Below are 15,312 nucleotides of genomic sequence, written 5' to 3' on the forward strand. Positions count from 1 at the left end.
CCTCACTGCTTGGCTGTTCCGACAACCGAACAGGTTACCCACACTGAGTGATCAAAGCGCCACCGGACACACACAGTCGGTGGCTTTGACCATGATCTGACAGTTCAGCACGGCCCCGTAGACTTGGCCACCTCATGAGCGCAACTCTCGTCGCGAAGGACCTGGCCGCGGGCCACGGTGACCGCATCCTCTTCTCGGGCCTCGACCTCGTGGTCGCGCCCGGCGACGTCGTCGGCCTGGTCGGCGTCAACGGCGCCGGCAAGTCGACGCTGCTGCGGACGCTGGCCGGGCTCGCGAAGCCCGACGACGGCGAAATCCGGCTGAACCCGCCGACCGCGACCGTCGGGCACCTGCCGCAGGAGCCCGAGCGGCGTGAAGGCGAGTCGGTGCGGGCGTTCCTGGCGCGCCGCACCGGCGTGTCGGCGGCGCAGGCGGACCTGGATCTTGCGACCGCGGAGCTCACCGCGGGCTCGGCCGGCGCGGACGACCGGTACGCCCTGGCGTTGGACCGCTGGCTCGACCTGGGTGGCGCCGACCTCGACGACCGCGCCGCGGAAGTGGCGGCCGACCTCGGGCTCGCCGTCGACCTCGATCAGCCGATGACGTCGTTGTCCGGTGGCCAGGCGGCGCGTGCCGGGCTGGCGTCGCTGCTGCTGAGCCGCTACGACGTCTTCCTGCTCGACGAGCCGACCAACGACCTCGACCTGGACGGCCTGGCGCGGCTGGAGCGGTTCGTGTCCGGGCTGCGGGCGGCGACGGTGCTGGTCAGCCACGACCGCGAGTTCCTGGCCCGGACGGTCGACCGCGTCGTAGAGCTGGACTTGGCGCAGCAGCAGGTGAACGTCTACGGCGGCGGGTACGAGGCCTACCTCGAGGAGCGCGAGGTCGCGCGCCGGCACGCGCGTGAAGAGTACGACGAGTACGCCGACACGAAGGCTTCGCTGGAGGCGCGCGGTCGGATGCAGCGGGCGTGGATGGAGAAGGGCGTCAAGAACGCGCGCCGGAAGCAGCCCGACAACGACAAGAACGCCCGTAAGTTCCGCGCCGAGGCGACCGAGAAGCAGGCGTCGAAAGCCCGGCAGACCGACCGGATGATCGAGCGGCTGGACGTCGTCGAGGAGCCGCGCAAGGAGTGGGAGCTGCGGATGGAGATTGCCGCGGCCCCGCGGGCGGGCGCGGTGGTCGCGACCTTGCGGGGTGCTGTCGTGCGGCGGGGTGGGTTCACGCTCGGGCCGGTGGATCTGCAGGTCGATTGGGCGGACAAGGTCGCCATTACCGGGGCGAATGGTTCCGGGAAGTCGACGTTGCTGGCTGCGCTCCTTGGCCGGTTGCCGTTGGACGAGGGGTCCGCGGCGTTGGGGCCGGGGGTGGTGGTCGGCGAGGTCGATCAGGCGCGGCGGTTGTTCCTCGGTGATGTTCCGCTTGCTTCGGCGTTTGCTCGTGAGGTGCCGGAGTTGGCTGATGCTGATGTCCGGACTTTGCTGGCGAAGTTCGGGTTGAAGGCCGCGCATGTGCTTCGCTCCGCTGCGACGCTCTCGCCGGGCGAGCGGACGCGGGCTGCGTTGGCACTGTTGCAGGCTCGTGGGGTGAATTTGCTCGTGTTGGACGAGCCGACCAACCATCTTGATTTGGCGGCGATCGAGCAGCTGGAGTCGGCGCTGGACAAGTACCCGGGGACGCTGCTGCTCGTGACCCATGACCGGCGGATGTTGGACGCTGTGCACGTGGGACGGCGTCTTGAGGTGGATGGTGGGAAGGTTCGCGAGTTGTGACTCGGTTGGTGGCTGCGGTCGGGGCGTTGGTGAGTAGTGCTCTCGTTTGGGAGCGCTGCCCGCTGCACCGTGAGAGCGGTGCTCTCGATGGTGAGCATCGCCCACCACTATGGGAGAGCAGCGCTCACGAAAGTCAGCACTGGTCGCGGCTGGGTGAGAGCACTGCTCTCGAAATTGAGCGGCGCGCGATGTGTGTGAGCGGCGCTCTGGTTTGAGAGCATCGTGTCGGACGGCTTGCGAGCAGTGCTCTCGACCGTGAGCGGTGCCGGTCGCCCCGGCGGAGCGGTGATCTCGGCGTGAGCCTGAGGCGAACCCATGTCGGAGCAGTGCTCTCGCAAGCAAACACTGGGTGCTCGCTGCCTGCTGGCGCGTGTGAGCGGTGCTCCCGCTCTTGCGGACTGATCGCCGGCCTGCGAGAGCGGTGCTCCCGGACTGCGTGCCGATGCCCGGCCTGTGGGAGCGGATCTCGACTCTGGGGGTGCCCTCCGTCGCGTATGAGCAGTGCTGCCGTTTGGGAGCGCCGCGTCTTGGTGTGCGAGAGCGGCGCTCTCGAAGCTGCACACTGATCACTGGCTTGCGAGAGCGGTGCTCTCGACTCTGGTGGGTGCTCTCCGCCGGTTGTGAGCGGTGCTCTTGGATGTGAGCAGCCGTACGCAGGGCGAGTGAGCAGTGCTCTTGTCTGGGAGCGCCGCTCAGCCCTTTGTTGCGCCGCCCGTTAGGCCCTTCACGAATTGCTTCTGCAGTGCCAAGTAAAAGATCAACACCGGCAGCGTCGCCAAGAACATCAGCGCGAACACGCTGCCCAAGTCGGCCTGGTACTGGCCGATCGACCGGTAAATCCCCGTCGTGATCGTGGTGCCCTGGCTTGGTCCGAGGATGATCAGCGGGTCGATGAAGTCGTTCCAAATCCACACGCCCAAGAAGATCAACACCGAGGCCGTCGCCGGGCGCAACAACGGGAAAACCACGCGCCAGAACACCTGCATGCGACTCGCCCCGTCGAGGAGCGCCGCCTCCTCCAGCTCCACCGGCACCCCTCGGATGAACCCCGTGAACACGAACACCCCGAACGGCACGTAGTACCCGACGTTGAACAACACGAGCCCCTGCAGCGTCGCCATCAGGTGCGTCACCCGCAGGACGTCTGTGATCGGGATCAGGATCACCTGCGGCGGGATCATCAACCCCGCCAGCAGCACCAGCGTCAACACCTTCGTCCACCGCTTGCCCGACCGCGCCAGGTAGTGGCCGAGCATGGCCGACAGCACCGTCAGCACCAGAATCGACAACACTGTCACGACCACGCTGTTGGTCAAGCTGACCCAGAACAGCCCGTCCGGCCGGGTCAGGACCGCGTGGATGTTCGCCAGCGTGGGCGGCAGCGGGAGCGACGCCGGCTCCTTCGCGATCAGGTCCCCCTGCTTGACCACGTTCGTCAGCACCAGGTACAGCGGCACGAAGAACACCGCGCTGACCAGCAAAGCGACCGACGGCCGCAGCCAGGACCGGGTCACAGGTCCACCTCCCGGCGGCGCAGGAAGTTGAGCACGATCGTCGTCACGACCGCGACGATCACCAGCATCAATACCGCCATCGCCGACGCGTAGCCGACGTGGTTCGAGTCGAAGCCGGTCTGCAGGACGTCGAACGCGATCGTCGCGGTGGCTCCGGAACCCGGGCCGCCGTTGGTGATCACCTTGACGTAGTCGTACGTCTTGAACGCCGAGATCAGCAGCACGACCGTGTTGATCGTCAGCGACGGCGCGAGCAGCGGCCAGGTGACCGCCCGGAACCGCCGCAGCGGGCCGGCGCCGTCGATTTCGGCCGCCTCCAGCAATTCCGTAGGCACCCCCTGCAGCCCGGCCAGGTAGACGACGACGCAGAACCCGAGCATCTGCCAGCACACGATCGACGCCACCGAATACAGCGCGACGTCCGGATCGGACAGCCAGCCCGGCGGGTGCTCGACGCCCAAGGCCCGCAGCAAATTGTTCAACGGGCCCTGGTCGTCGAGCAGCCGCGACCACACGATCGAGACGACGACCGAACTGAGGATCACCGGCGTGAAGAACACGCTGCGCAAAGCGTTGTGCAGCCAGCCTTTCCGGTCCAGCAGCAGCGCGACGCCGAGACCCAGGACGTTCGGCACGATCACCACGATCAGCGTCAGGATCGTCGTGACCTTCAACGCGGTGAGGAATTGTTCGTCGGAGAACAGCAGTCGGTAGTTGTCGAAGCCGACGAACTTCACCGGCGGGTTGAACGGGTTGTAGTTCGTGAGGCTGTACCCGAAGCTGATCAGGATCGGCGCCAGCACGAAACACAGGTAGACGAGCACTCCCGGAGCGCCGAACGACGCGAAGTGCCACACCCTCGGCAGGATCGGCTTGCGCCGGCGGCGACGGACGGGGGAGCGACGCGCGCTCGGCGGGGCGGGCGGGGAGACGACGGCGGCCAAGTTCGTCAGCCCGCCTTGGCCCACTCGGTGTCCAGGAACGCGCACGCGTCGGCCACGGACTTGCGACCGGTGATGACGTCCTGGGCGGCCTGGTCGACCTTGTCCTTCATGCCGGGCAGCAGCCCGTCGTCGGCGGTTTCCCAGCGGAACGCGTGCACCACGGCGTTCTTCTCCACGGCCTGCGTGTAGAGGTCGTAGCCGGCCTTGAAGGTCGGGCCGACGTCCGCGGGCGGGGTGTAGCCCTTGATCGCCGGGAACAGGCCGTCGGCCTTGACCGACGCGTCCAGCTGGTCCTTGTCGAGCTGGAAGCCGAGCGCGAACTTCCTGGCGGCGTCGAGGTTCGCGGCCTTGGCGTTCACGATCATGCCGCCGCCGGTGTAGGCGGGGACGACCAGCTTGCCGTCCTCGGTGGGGAAGTTGAAGACGCCGATCTCGAAATCGTGCTTCTTGCTGTCGGCGTTGGCGGCGAACCAGTTGCCCATCGGGTACATCGCGCTCTTGCCGTCCAGGAAAGCCTGCTCGGTCGCCGCGTAGTCGCGGGACACGCTCGTCTTGTCCACGTACCCCTTCGACGCGAGGTCGGCCAGCTTGGAGAACGCTTTCTGGAACGCGGGATCGGCGAACTTGACCTTGTCCTGACGGCGCTGCGTCAGCCAGTCCGGCATCGTGCTGTAGACCTCGGTGCTGACCAGGCCGGAGAGGATCATCGACGACGGGAAGCCGTCCTTGCCGCCGCCGATGGTGAACGGCGAGAAGCCCTTGTCCTTCAGCTTGCCGGCGTCGGCGACGAGCTCGTCCCACGTCTTCGGGGGCGCGCTGATGCCCGCGTCGGCGAACATCTTCTTGTTGTAGTAGATCGGCGGGATGGTCTGGGTGTTCGCCGGCAGCTGGTAGTACTTCCCGCGGACCGGGTTCGCCTCGGGGAACTGGAAGTCCTTGAGCTCGTCCGGCGTCCAGGCATACAGGTTGCCCGCTTCGGCGAAGCCCGCCGAGTCGACGGCGATCATCACGTCCGGGAACTGGCCGGACTGCAGGAGCTGCTTCGCGTACGACGTCCGGCCGTCGGCGGTCGGGGCGACGAGCTTCTTGACCTTGATCCCCGGGTTCTTGTCCGTGACGCGCTTGATGGCGGCGTCCCAGTAGGCGGGGGTCAGGTTCGGGGTCTCGAAGGTCAGGAAGGTGATCTCCGCGTCGCCGCCGCCGCCGCTGTTCGAGCCGACCGAACACGCGCTCACCGCCAGGAGCGCCGCTGCCCCCAACGCCAGGAACCTTCTCATCGAGCCTCCCACCATATGTGATGTATGACGCATTTGATCTGACGTCTAGCGGGCTGTCAAGCGCGATATGGCCACGAAACCGTCGACGGGCGGCCGAAAGATCCGATCTCTAGCGCGCGATTCGGCTCAGTCGGGTCACCGTGCTCGCGAAGTCGCCGGTCGGCAGCGTCAGCGGCAGCCCGTGGGCGAGCAGCACGGCTCCGCTGTGCGTCGCTCCGGAATCCGAATCCACGTACCGGTCAGCGGGATCGAGGCCCTCGAGGCGCAGCGGCCGCTCCGGTGCGGCGAAGTGCGCGGCCTGCCGGTAGGCGAAGACGACGGTCCGGTCTTCGTGGACGTACTGCAGTGCCGTGACGCCGTCGTCGACAGGTGGCCGCAGCCGGTACAACGCGCCGTGCTGGACCACCGGCCGGATGTCCTTGTAGAGCGCGATCAAGTCGCCGGCGAGCGCGAGGTCGTCGTCGGGCCAGCGCACGATGTCGCCGCCGATGCCGAGCACGCCCGCCATGGCGACGTGGAACCGGAACCGCAGCGGCACCGACCGCCCGGTGACGAAGTTGGGGTTGTCGGTGACCCAGGCCGACATCGCGCGCGCCGGGTAGAGCTGGCTGTAGCCGTGCTGGATCCGGAGCCGGTCGAGCGCGTCGGTGTTGTCCGACGTCCAGACCTGGTCGGCGCGCGCGAGCACGCCGAGGTCGATCCGCCCGCCCCCGCCGCTGCACGCTTCGATCCGCAGGCCCGGGTGGTCGGCGCGCAACCGGTCCAGGAGCGCGTAGACGGCGCTCGTGTGCTCGACCCACAGGCGATCCGGGTTGGCGTCGCCGGGCCAGCCGGCTTCGCTGAACGGGCGGTTCATGTCCCACTTGAGGAAGTCGACGCCGTGGTCGCCGACGAGCCGGTCGAGCCACTCGTGGGCCCACGCGCGGACGTCCGGCCGGGCGAAGTTGAGGACGAGCTGGTTGCGCAGCTGCGACCGGCGCCGGTGCGGGTGGTGCAGCACCCAGTCCGGGTGGGCGCGGTAGAGATCGCTGTCGGGGTTGACCATTTCGGGCTCGACCCAGATGCCGAACCGCATGCCGAGCCCGTGCACGGCGTCGACCAGGGGCTTGAGCCCGTCGGGGAAGCGTTCGCGGTTGACGTGCCAGTCACCGAGCCCGGCGTGGTCGCCGGTCCGGGCGCCGAACCAGCCGTCGTCCATGACGAACAGTTCGACACCCAGCGCCGCGGCCCGCTCGGCGAGGGCGCGCTGTCCTTGCTCGGAGACGTCGAAACCCGTTGCCTCCCAAGAGTTGTAGAGCACCGGACGCAGTTCGTGCGCGTGCGGCAGGACGTCGCTCAGGGCGTAGGCGTGCCACGCGCGGCTGGCGGCGCCGAAGCCTCCGGTGGTGTAGAGGCCGGCGATCACGGGCGTGAGCAGCGGCTTGCCGGGGCCGACGTGGTGGACGACGCCGTCCTGGCCGAAGCCGCCGCTGACCGTGAGGCGTCCGGTCGACGAGCGCGTGGTCGTGAGCCGCCACGACCCGCTCCACGCGAGGGCGACGCCGTAGACCTCGCCGTGGCGCTCGGTGGCGGTGCCGTCGTCGACCATGACCCACGGGTTGGCGTGGTGCCCGGTGATTCCGCGCCGGCTCGCGAAGACCGTCTCGCCGTGGGGTGCGGGTGTCCGCCGCAGCCCGGTTTCCGCGGCCCAGCGGCCGGTGACGTGGCTGAGCCGGTAGCCGTCCCGGAGGGGGAGGGCCCAGGTCGCGGAGTCGGCGCGGACGACGTCGACCCCCGCGTCGGCGGTGAGTTCGGTCCAGCGTTCGAGGACGTCGGTCTTCAGGCGGTAGTGGAGGGTGATCCGGAGGGGGTAGTGGCGGTCGGTGAAGTGGATCGCGAGGTGGTCCCGCGAGATCTCGTGCGTTTCGTAGCGCCATTCGAGGGCGCGGGTGCCGTCGGCGAAGCGGACTTGCAGGGCGGGGGTCCAGTAGCGGGTGCCGCCGTCCGCGGCGAGTTCGTCGAGGCCTTCGTTGGGGTCGTTGAAGCCGTCCCACCAGGGGAGCGTTTCGGTGATGAGCTCCTCGACGGCGTCGGCCGGGAGGGGCGGGCCCCAGTAGAGGTGGGTCGGGACGTCGTCCTCGTTCAGGCGCAGGGCGTAGGTGCTCGACTCGCCGGTGAGCACCCAGGCGCGGTGGCGCTCGAGGTGGCTGATCTCGCCCATGCGGGACATCCTGGCGCCGGGATGTGGTGCCGCCAAGAGGTGTCCCGGCCATCGGCACCTGCGGCCGTTCGGGTGGCATGCGACGCGCGATAGTGGTTCTTCCGGGTATCGGTCATCACAATGGGTGAGGGGTGGCGGCCTGTGGTCGTCAGCGAGGGGAGAAAAGCGCCATGGTGATCAATGCGCGAAAAATAAACGCGGTACCGGACGCGGAACCAGGTGATCGGATCGCCTGCCCGTGCGTCCACGATTTGATCGAGGCCTACCAGGAGGAGGGGCGGCCGCGATTCGCGAAGCTGCGGGCGGCGTACGAGGCCAACCAGGGAAAGATCGTCGACGAGTATTACGCGCGGCATTTCCAGGCGGCGCTCCTGGTGGTCGCCCACCAACAGCACGGGCCGGACGGCGGGGTGAAACGGGTCGTCTACAAACTGCGGCAGTACTACGACTCGTTGGAGAGCACGGCAGACTTCGACGACGTGTTCCGGTCCGCCCGGCGGGTGGAGCGGAAGTATTCGGTGCTGCTCGGCGGTCAGTCGCAGGAGATCCTGGTGCAGGGCATCTACACCGAGGCCGTCGCCCTCCTGAGCGTGCTGGACGCGATGGTGGGAGCCGACGGGAAGCGCGAGCGGCTGGCCGCCGCCGTCGCGTCGAGCCGGAAGGAGATTCGCCAGATCGAGCAGAACGCGCGGGACGCGGCGCTCGACCGGGCGCTCGTCCGCTACCTCGGTGGCCTCGCCGTCGGCGTCGTCGTGGCCGCCGCCGTCGCCATTGCCGTGCATTTCCTGTTGAAGGTCGAAATCGGCTCGCACTTGGTGATTTGCGTGGTCGCCGGCGCCATCGGCGCGATCGTCAGCGTCATGACGCGCACGGCGAACCGGCAACGGGTGCGGGTGAGCCTCGACCAGGGCTGGCTCGTCGTCATTCTTTCCGGGTGTTTCCGGCTGATCATCGGCGCCGTTTTCGGCGCGGCGATGTTCGTTCTCGTGCGGGCCGGTCTGCTCCCGCTTGCCGTTCCGGTCCCGGGCGGCCAGGTCACGTTGTTCTTCGCCGGGCTCGCTTTCCTCGCCGGGTTCAGCGAACGCCGTGCGCAGGACACGATCGTGCGCACCTTGCCCGGCGCGGTGGAACAGAACGTGACCGAACCGGCGCGGGGCAAGGGCGACACCTGAGTCAGGGGCGGTCGGTCAGGTACCCGCCCATGGTCTTGAAGTACTCGGCCGCCGGCAGGTCCGTCCCGTCGGCCGTGCGGACGCGCTCCACCACGAGCCCCGGCGACCGGCCGCGCCGGGCGTCCGGGCCGGCCACGATCACCACGCCGTCGCCTTCGCGGATGAAGATGCGGCCCGGCGTTCCCCCGTAGTTGCCGCGGGACACCGACGCCTCGAGGATCCGCAGCTGCTCGCCGCGGTGGTAGGTGAACGCGTTCGGGTACGGGTCCGGCAACGCGCGCACGAAGCGTTCGATGTCGGACGGCGAGGACGTCCAGTCGACGAGGCTGTCGCGCGCCGCGCGCTTGTGGAAGAAGCTCGCCTTCGACCGGTCCTGCGGCACCGGCGTGTAGCCCGTCTCGATCTTCGAGAGCGCTTCCGCCGTGATCGGCGCGATCAGGTCCACCGTGCGGTGGAACAGGTCCGTCGTCGTGTCCGACGGCCCGACCGGGATCGCGCGCTGCAGGACGATGTCGCCGGCGTCCAGCTCGCCGTCCATCATGTGGGCGGTCACGCCGACCTCCGGCTCGCCGTTGATCATCGCCCAGATCAGCGGCGAGAAGCCCGCGTACGACGGCAGCAGCGAGTCGTGGATGTTCAGCGTGCCGTGGCGCGGCAGGTCGAAGATCTCCGGCGGCAGCCACGTGCGCCAGTTGTTCGCCACGATCAGGTCGAGCTCCGCCGCCTTCAGCTCGGCCAGCAGCTCGGCGTCGTCCGGGCGGTTGCGCAGCAGGACGCGGATGCCGTTCGCCTCGGCGAGGTCGGCGACGGAGTCCGCCCAGATCCGCTCGTAGGCGTGGTCGCTCTTCGGGTGCGTGACCACGAGGGCGACCTCGTGGCCGGCGTCGATGAGCGCCTGGAGGGTCCGGTGCCCCCAGGTCTGGTAGCCGAACATCGCCACGCGCATTCGAGAGTGCCCTTTCGTGATCGGGGGACGAACATCACCACGAACGTACTAGGCGAGGCTGTCCTAAGTTAGGTTAGGGTTCCCTGAACCGTACCGGAGCGCGCGAGGGAGCAACATGACTGCAGAGGTCCCGATCTACGACATCGTCGGCGTGGGCTTCGGACCGTCGAACCTGGCCCTCGCGATCGCCCTCGCCGAGCACAACGCCGGGGCCGGGGAGCCGGTGACCGCGCACTTCCTCGAGCGGCAGCCGCGCTTCGGCTGGCACCGCGGGATGCTGATCGACACCGCGACGATGCAGGTGTCGTTCCTCAAGGACCTGGTCACCATGCGGAACCCGACCAGCGAGTTCAGCTTCCTCAACTACCTGCACGCGGCGGGCCGGCTGGTCGACTTCATCAACCACAAGAACCTCTTCCCGCTGCGCGTCGAGTTCCACGACTACTTCGAGTGGGCGGCCGCGAAGGTCGACGACGTCGTCTCGTACGGCACCGAGGTCGTCGCGGTGAAACCGGTGTACGACGGCTCCGAAGTGGCCTACTTCGACGTCGAGGCTTCGGACGGCTCGTCGCTGCGCGCCCGGAACCTCGTGGTCGGCACCGGTCTGCGGCCCCAGTTGCCCGACGGCGTCACCGCCGGCGACCGGATCTGGCACAACAGCGAACTGCTCTTCCGCGTGGACGCCCTGCGTGGCACGTCGCCACGACGGTTCGTCGTCGTGGGCGCCGGGCAGAGCGCCGCGGAGGTCGCCGCGCTGCTGCACGACGAGTTCCCGCGCGCCGAGGTGTGCGCGGTGTTCGCGCGGTACGGCTACAGCCCGGCCGACGACAGCTCGTTCGCGAACCGGATCTTCGACCCGGACGCCGTCGACCAGTTCTACCGCGCGGGCGAGCCGGTCAAGGACCGCCTGATGCGTTACCACGGCGCGACGAACTACTCGGCCGTCGACGTCGAGCTGATCGACGAGCTCTACCGCCGCGTCTACCGCGAGAAGGTGCTGGGCGTGGAACGGTTGCGGCTGTTCAACGTTTCGCGGCCGGTCGAGGTGACGCCTTCGGGCACGGTGACGGTCGAGTCGCTGACGACGGGTGCGCGGACGGTGCTGGAGGCCGACGCGGTCGTGTTCGCGACGGGCTACCGGCCCGCGGACCCGACGCCGTTGCTGAGCGAGCTGCGGTTCCTGCGCGACGAGTCCGGCCGGTTGCGGGTCGAGCGCGACTACCGGTTGTCGACGGACATGCCCCTGCGCGGCGGGATCTACCTGCAGGGCGGCACCGAGCACACGCACGGCATCACGTCGTCGCTGCTGTCGAACACCGCGGTGCGGGTGGGGGAGATCCTGCAGTCCATTGTGGACCGGCGCGTGGTCGCCGAGCCCGCGGGGGAGTACGCGGTCAGCGCGCTCTGAGCTGTTCCCGGAGGATGTCGCCGTGGCCCGCGTGGCGGGCGAAGTCCTCGATCAGCAGCAAGTAGACGAACCGGAGGTTGACCTCGCCAAGGACGTCGTGGGTCCACGTGTCGTCGAGGTCGAAGCCGGCGGCGATCTCGCGGGAGCGCGCGCTCGCCCGCTCGAACTCGGCGATCACGTCGGCGAGGGTTTCGCCTTCGGCGACCACGAAACTGGCGTCGCCGGGGGTGGTGGGTCCGTCGCAATCGGACTCGGCCAAGCCGAGCAGGAAGAGCTGGAACCAGCGGCGCTCGGCCATCGCGGCGTGCTTGACGAGGCCGATCGGCGTGGTCAGCGACGTGACCAGCCGCTCCCGCGCGTCGGCTTCGGAAAGGCCGCGCGCGGTGTCGATCACGGCGCGCCGGTTGCGGTCCATCATCGCCTCCAGCAGGCGGCGCTCGGGTCCGGTGGTGGTTTCGGGCAGCACGAACACAGGTCAGCTCCAGAAGTGGGGTGGTGGCCGGACGGACCTCGGGACGACACGAGGCGGGCCACGCCCAGGATAGCGCTGCGGCCAGGGCGGCAACAGGCGGGCCGAGCGGGGACTTGGTGGGGGCGGCCGCTGACGGCCGACGGGTGAAACCTGAGGTTGATCTCGCTGTGCCCGTAACGCCCGAGCGGCATGGCAACGACCCAGCGGGTTGAGGGCCATCCGCGAAGCGGATCTGATCGTATCCGTCGATGGGGCATCGGGGACCGCGGCGGCCGTGTATTCCGCCGCGGTGCTGGAAAAGCCGATCATGGCGATTCCGACGTTCGGCGGAGCGAGCGGTTCGCGCGCAGAAACCCCATGGTGGAACTGAGGGCTGCCGACGTCGTCGCCTCTGCGGCTACCGGCGTCATCCTGGTCGGCGGCTGGATCGCAGCCTTCGCGGGAGTCGGCCCGGGTGTTCTGCCGCCGGTGGCCTGGGCTTACCTCCTGATCATGATCGCCACCTACCTCGGCGTGATGCTGCGACACTCGTTCTCGCGCGAAGTATTCCTGGCGTCATCGGGTCAACGAGGTTGCTCCTGGACGAGTACTACAAGCGGATCCAAGCCGAAGCGCGGAAATTCTTGGCCTGATCGCGCGAACGAACGGCTAGTCGACCGGCGCCGGGTGGTGGCGGCTGATCGGGATCACCATCGGCGTTCCGCTCACCGGGTCCGGGGTCACCTGGCAGCGGACGTCGAACACCTCGTCCACCAGCTCCTCGGTGATCACCTCCACCGGCTTCCCCGATGCCACGACCCGGCCCGCCTTCATCGCGATCACGTGGTCGGCGTAGCGGCACGCCTGCGGCAGGTCGTGCAGGACCATGACCACCGTCCGGCCTTCGCCGCGGTTGAGGTCGACCACCAGGTCCAGCACGTCGATCTGGTGGGCCAGGTCGAGGTACGTCGTCGGCTCGTCGAGCAGCAGCACCGGTGTGCCCTGGGCGACCGCCATCGCGATCCACGCGCGCTGCCGCTGGCCGCCGGACAGCTCGTCGACCGGGCGGTCCGCGAGGTCGGTCATGGAGGTCGCCGCCAACGCCGACGCCACCGCGCCTTCGTCCGAAGTGGACCATTGGCGCCACCAGCTTTGGTGCGGCGCGCGGCCCCGGCCGACGAGGTCGGCCACCGTCATGCCCTCGGGCGCCACCGGGGACTGCGGGAGGATGCCGAGCCGCTGGGCGACCTGGCGCGTCGGCAGGTCGTGGATCGAGCGGCCGTCCAGGTACACCCCGCCCGCCTTCGGCGTGAGCAGCCGGGCGAGGGTGCGCAGCAGCGTCGACTTCCCGCACGCGTTCGGCCCGACGATCGCCGTGATCTGCTCCGGCGGGATGTCGAGGTCGAGGCCGTCGATGACGACCCGGTCGTCGTAGGCGACGCGCAGGTCCTGCACGCGCAGGGACGGTGTCATGGGGGTCAGCCTCCGGAACCGGATCGGTTGGCCGTGGCCAGCAGCCAGAGCAGCAGGGGAGCGCCGAGCACGCCGGTCACGATGCCGACCGGCAGCGCCGACGCGGTCAGCGACCGCGCGATGATGTCGCTGCCCAGCACCACGACCGCGCCGGTGAGCGCGGACGCCGTGATCGGCGGCGACGACAGCCGGGCGAGCCGTTGCGCGATCTGCGGCGCGGTCAGCGCGACGAACGAGATCGGGCCCGCCGACGCCGTCGCGAACGCCACCAGGCCGGCGCCGGCCAGCAGCAGGCCGAGCCGGACCGGCTGGACCGGCGTGCCGAGCCCGGCCGCCACGTCGTCGCCGAGCAGCAGCGTCTGCATCCACCGGGACAGCGCCAGCACCACCGGCACCAGCACGACCAGCGCGAAGAACAGCGGCACGACGTGCTCCCAGCCGCGGTTGGCGAGGTTGCCGACCAGCCAGCCGATCGACGCCTGCGCCTCGGTGATCTGCGCCTTGCTCAGCAGGTAGTCGGTGAGGCTGGTGCACATCGCGAAGATCCCGATGCCCACCAGCAGGATCCGGTAGCCGGTGGTGCCGCGCCGCCACGCCAGCGCGTACACCAGCAGCGCCGTGAGCAGCCCGCCGAGGAGGCCGAGCGTCGTGGTGCCGAGGCCGCCGCCGAAGCCGAACGCGATGCCCGCGACGACGAAAGTGGCCGCGCCCGCGTTGATGCCGATCATGTCCGGGCTGGCCAGCGGGTTGCGGGTGATCGTCTGGAACACCGCGCCGGACGCGCCGAACGCGAACCCGGCCAGCAGACCGGTGAGCGCCCGCGGCAGCCGCAGCTCCTGGACGATGTAACCGTTTCCGCTGTCGCCGCCGCCGAACAGACCGGACAGGACGTCGGACACGGTCATCGGGACGTCGCCGATCGTCATGCCCACGCAGAACAAGACGAACGCGAGCACCGCGAGGACCACCGACACGAGCAGCAGCCGGGGCCGGACCCGGCCGGACACGGCGCCGGCGCGGAAGGTGACCCGGTCGCGCCGGATCTGCAGCAGGCTCATCTCAGGACTCCACGAGCTTGCGGCGCCGGACCAGGTAGATGAAGAAGGGCGCGCCGAGGAACGCGACGATCACGCCCGCGCGGATCTCGCTCGGCCGCGCCACGATCCGGCCGAGGATGTCGGCGGCGAGCAGCAGACACGGCGCGAGCACCGCGGTGTAGGGCAGCAGCCAGCGGTGGTCCGGGCCGATCACGAACCGCACCGCGTGCGGGACGACCAGGCCGAGGAACACGATCGGCCCGGCGACGGCGACGGCCGCGCCGGTCAGCAGGGTGATCGCCAGCGCGCCGCGCAGCCGCAGCGGACCGAGCTTGCGGCCGAGCGCGATCGCGACGTCGTCGCCGAGCGCGAGGCTGTTGAGCGCCGGGCCGCTCGCGATCGCCAGCACCACCCCGACCACCAGGAACGGCAGGACTTGCAGCAACGCGGTCGCGTCGACGCCGGAAAGCGAGCCGGCGGACCAGAAGCGGTAGCGGTTGAGCGCCACCGGGTCCGACAGCACCATGGCGCTGGTGAAGGACGAGAGCAACGCCGTGACGGCGGCGCCGGCGAGCGCCAGCTTGACCGGGCTCGACCCGGCCCGGCCGCGCGTGCCCAGGTAGTAGACGACGGATGTCGCGGCGAGCGCGCCGGCGAAGGCGAACCAGATGTAGCCGTAGAGCGAGCTGACACCCAGCACGGTGATCGAGAACACGATCGCGAACGCGGCCCCGGCGCTGACGCCGAGCAGGCCCGGATCGGCGAGGGGGTTGCGGGTCAGCGCCTGCATCACCGTGCCGGCCAGCCCGAGCCCGGCACCCACCAGCAACGCCAGGAAGGTCCGCGGCATCCGGACACTGTGGATGATCACGGCGTCCGCGGAGCCGTCGTCGTGCCACAGCACCTGCCAGACCGCGCCGAACGAGATCTCCTTCGACCCCAGCCAGATGCTCAGCAGGCACAGGAAGACCAGCACGGCGAGGACGGCCAGCAGACCCAGCGCGCGGCCCGTGTGTGGCGGGCGTCGCGTGAGAGCGATCCCTCCGGGGTCTGTTCGCACCGCACCTCCGACTGGTAATCATTTTAGGTAAGGCTAACCGATGGTACAGCAGTGCATT

12 protein-coding genes are annotated in these 15,312 nt (G+C 69.3%); 3 read left to right on the plus strand and 9 right to left on the minus strand.

Annotation, left to right across the window (positions count from 1 at the left end; genetic code table 11):
- The first annotated feature begins 134 nt into the window (after nucleotides 1-134).
- Nucleotides 135-1,772 carry an ABC-F family ATP-binding cassette domain-containing protein gene (locus ACZ7OH_RS06075; RefSeq protein WP_470279842.1) on the plus strand — a complete coding sequence of 546 codons (1,638 nt, stop codon included), beginning with the start codon at nucleotides 135-137 and terminating at the stop codon, nucleotides 1,770-1,772.
- Nucleotides 1,773-2,464: 692 nt separating this feature from the next.
- On the opposite strand, the gene ACZ7OH_RS06080 is transcribed toward ACZ7OH_RS06075, so the two are convergent.
- The 4 genes from ACZ7OH_RS06080 to ACZ7OH_RS06095 all read right to left on the minus strand — a co-directional run bounded on the left by ACZ7OH_RS06080 (nucleotide 2,465) and on the right by ACZ7OH_RS06095 (nucleotide 7,707).
- The gene (locus ACZ7OH_RS06080) at nucleotides 2,465-3,286 is read right to left on the minus strand and encodes a carbohydrate ABC transporter permease (RefSeq protein WP_400907674.1); all 822 of its coding nucleotides are present in this window, start codon (nucleotides 3,284-3,286) and stop codon (nucleotides 2,465-2,467) included.
- A complete protein-coding gene (locus tag ACZ7OH_RS06085) occupies nucleotides 3,283-4,254 on the minus strand; it encodes a carbohydrate ABC transporter permease (RefSeq protein WP_470279843.1) in 972 nt (323 codons plus the stop codon). The genes ACZ7OH_RS06080 and ACZ7OH_RS06085 overlap by 4 nt, the downstream gene beginning before the upstream one ends.
- Complete coding sequence (locus ACZ7OH_RS06090; protein ID WP_470279844.1) at nucleotides 4,236-5,507, minus strand: extracellular solute-binding protein; 1,272 nt, start codon at nucleotides 5,505-5,507, stop codon at nucleotides 4,236-4,238. The genes ACZ7OH_RS06085 and ACZ7OH_RS06090 overlap by 19 nt, the downstream gene beginning before the upstream one ends.
- A gap of 109 nt (nucleotides 5,508-5,616) precedes the next feature.
- Nucleotides 5,617-7,707, minus strand: coding sequence for an alpha-galactosidase (locus tag ACZ7OH_RS06095; RefSeq protein WP_470279845.1), 2,091 nt, complete (start codon nucleotides 7,705-7,707; stop codon nucleotides 5,617-5,619).
- A 170-nt stretch (nucleotides 7,708-7,877) separates the two neighbouring features.
- Here ACZ7OH_RS06095 and ACZ7OH_RS06100 point away from each other — a divergent pair, with 170 nt between their 5' ends.
- On the plus strand, nucleotides 7,878-8,879 hold the full coding sequence (locus tag ACZ7OH_RS06100) for a hypothetical protein (RefSeq protein ID WP_470279846.1): 1,002 nt from the start codon (nucleotides 7,878-7,880) through the stop codon (nucleotides 8,877-8,879).
- Nucleotide 8,880: 1 nt separating this feature from the next.
- Here the strand turns inward: ACZ7OH_RS06100 and ACZ7OH_RS06105 are convergent, their stop codons facing one another.
- A complete protein-coding gene (locus tag ACZ7OH_RS06105; protein ID WP_470279847.1) occupies nucleotides 8,881-9,825 on the minus strand; it encodes a methionyl-tRNA formyltransferase in 945 nt (314 codons plus the stop codon).
- A gap of 115 nt (nucleotides 9,826-9,940) precedes the next feature.
- Between ACZ7OH_RS06105 and ACZ7OH_RS06110 the strand changes: the two genes are divergently transcribed.
- Entirely contained in the window at nucleotides 9,941-11,233 is a 1,293-nt protein-coding gene (locus tag ACZ7OH_RS06110) for a lysine N(6)-hydroxylase/L-ornithine N(5)-oxygenase family protein (protein WP_470279848.1), read from the plus strand.
- On the opposite strand, the gene ACZ7OH_RS06115 is transcribed toward ACZ7OH_RS06110, so the two are convergent.
- From ACZ7OH_RS06115 to ACZ7OH_RS06130, 4 genes are all read right to left on the minus strand, one after another.
- A complete protein-coding gene (locus ACZ7OH_RS06115) occupies nucleotides 11,220-11,705 on the minus strand; it encodes a DinB family protein (protein WP_470279849.1) in 486 nt (161 codons plus the stop codon). The two genes, ACZ7OH_RS06110 and ACZ7OH_RS06115, sit on opposite strands and share 14 nt — an antisense overlap.
- A 648-nt stretch (nucleotides 11,706-12,353) precedes the next feature.
- Nucleotides 12,354-13,157, minus strand: a complete 804-nt coding sequence (locus ACZ7OH_RS06120; RefSeq protein ID WP_470279850.1) for an ABC transporter ATP-binding protein — start codon at nucleotides 13,155-13,157, stop codon at nucleotides 12,354-12,356.
- 5 nt (nucleotides 13,158-13,162) lie between these two features.
- Nucleotides 13,163-14,215: a FecCD family ABC transporter permease gene (locus ACZ7OH_RS06125; RefSeq protein WP_470279851.1), complete on the minus strand. Its 1,053-nt coding sequence runs from the start codon at nucleotides 14,213-14,215 to the stop codon at nucleotides 13,163-13,165.
- Between the two features lies 1 nt (nucleotide 14,216).
- The gene (locus ACZ7OH_RS06130; protein ID WP_470279852.1) at nucleotides 14,217-15,254 is read right to left on the minus strand and encodes a FecCD family ABC transporter permease; all 1,038 of its coding nucleotides are present in this window, start codon (nucleotides 15,252-15,254) and stop codon (nucleotides 14,217-14,219) included.
- Between the last annotated feature and the right edge of the window lie 58 nt (nucleotides 15,255-15,312).

The organism is Amycolatopsis sp. NPDC114478 (assembly GCF_055633805.1).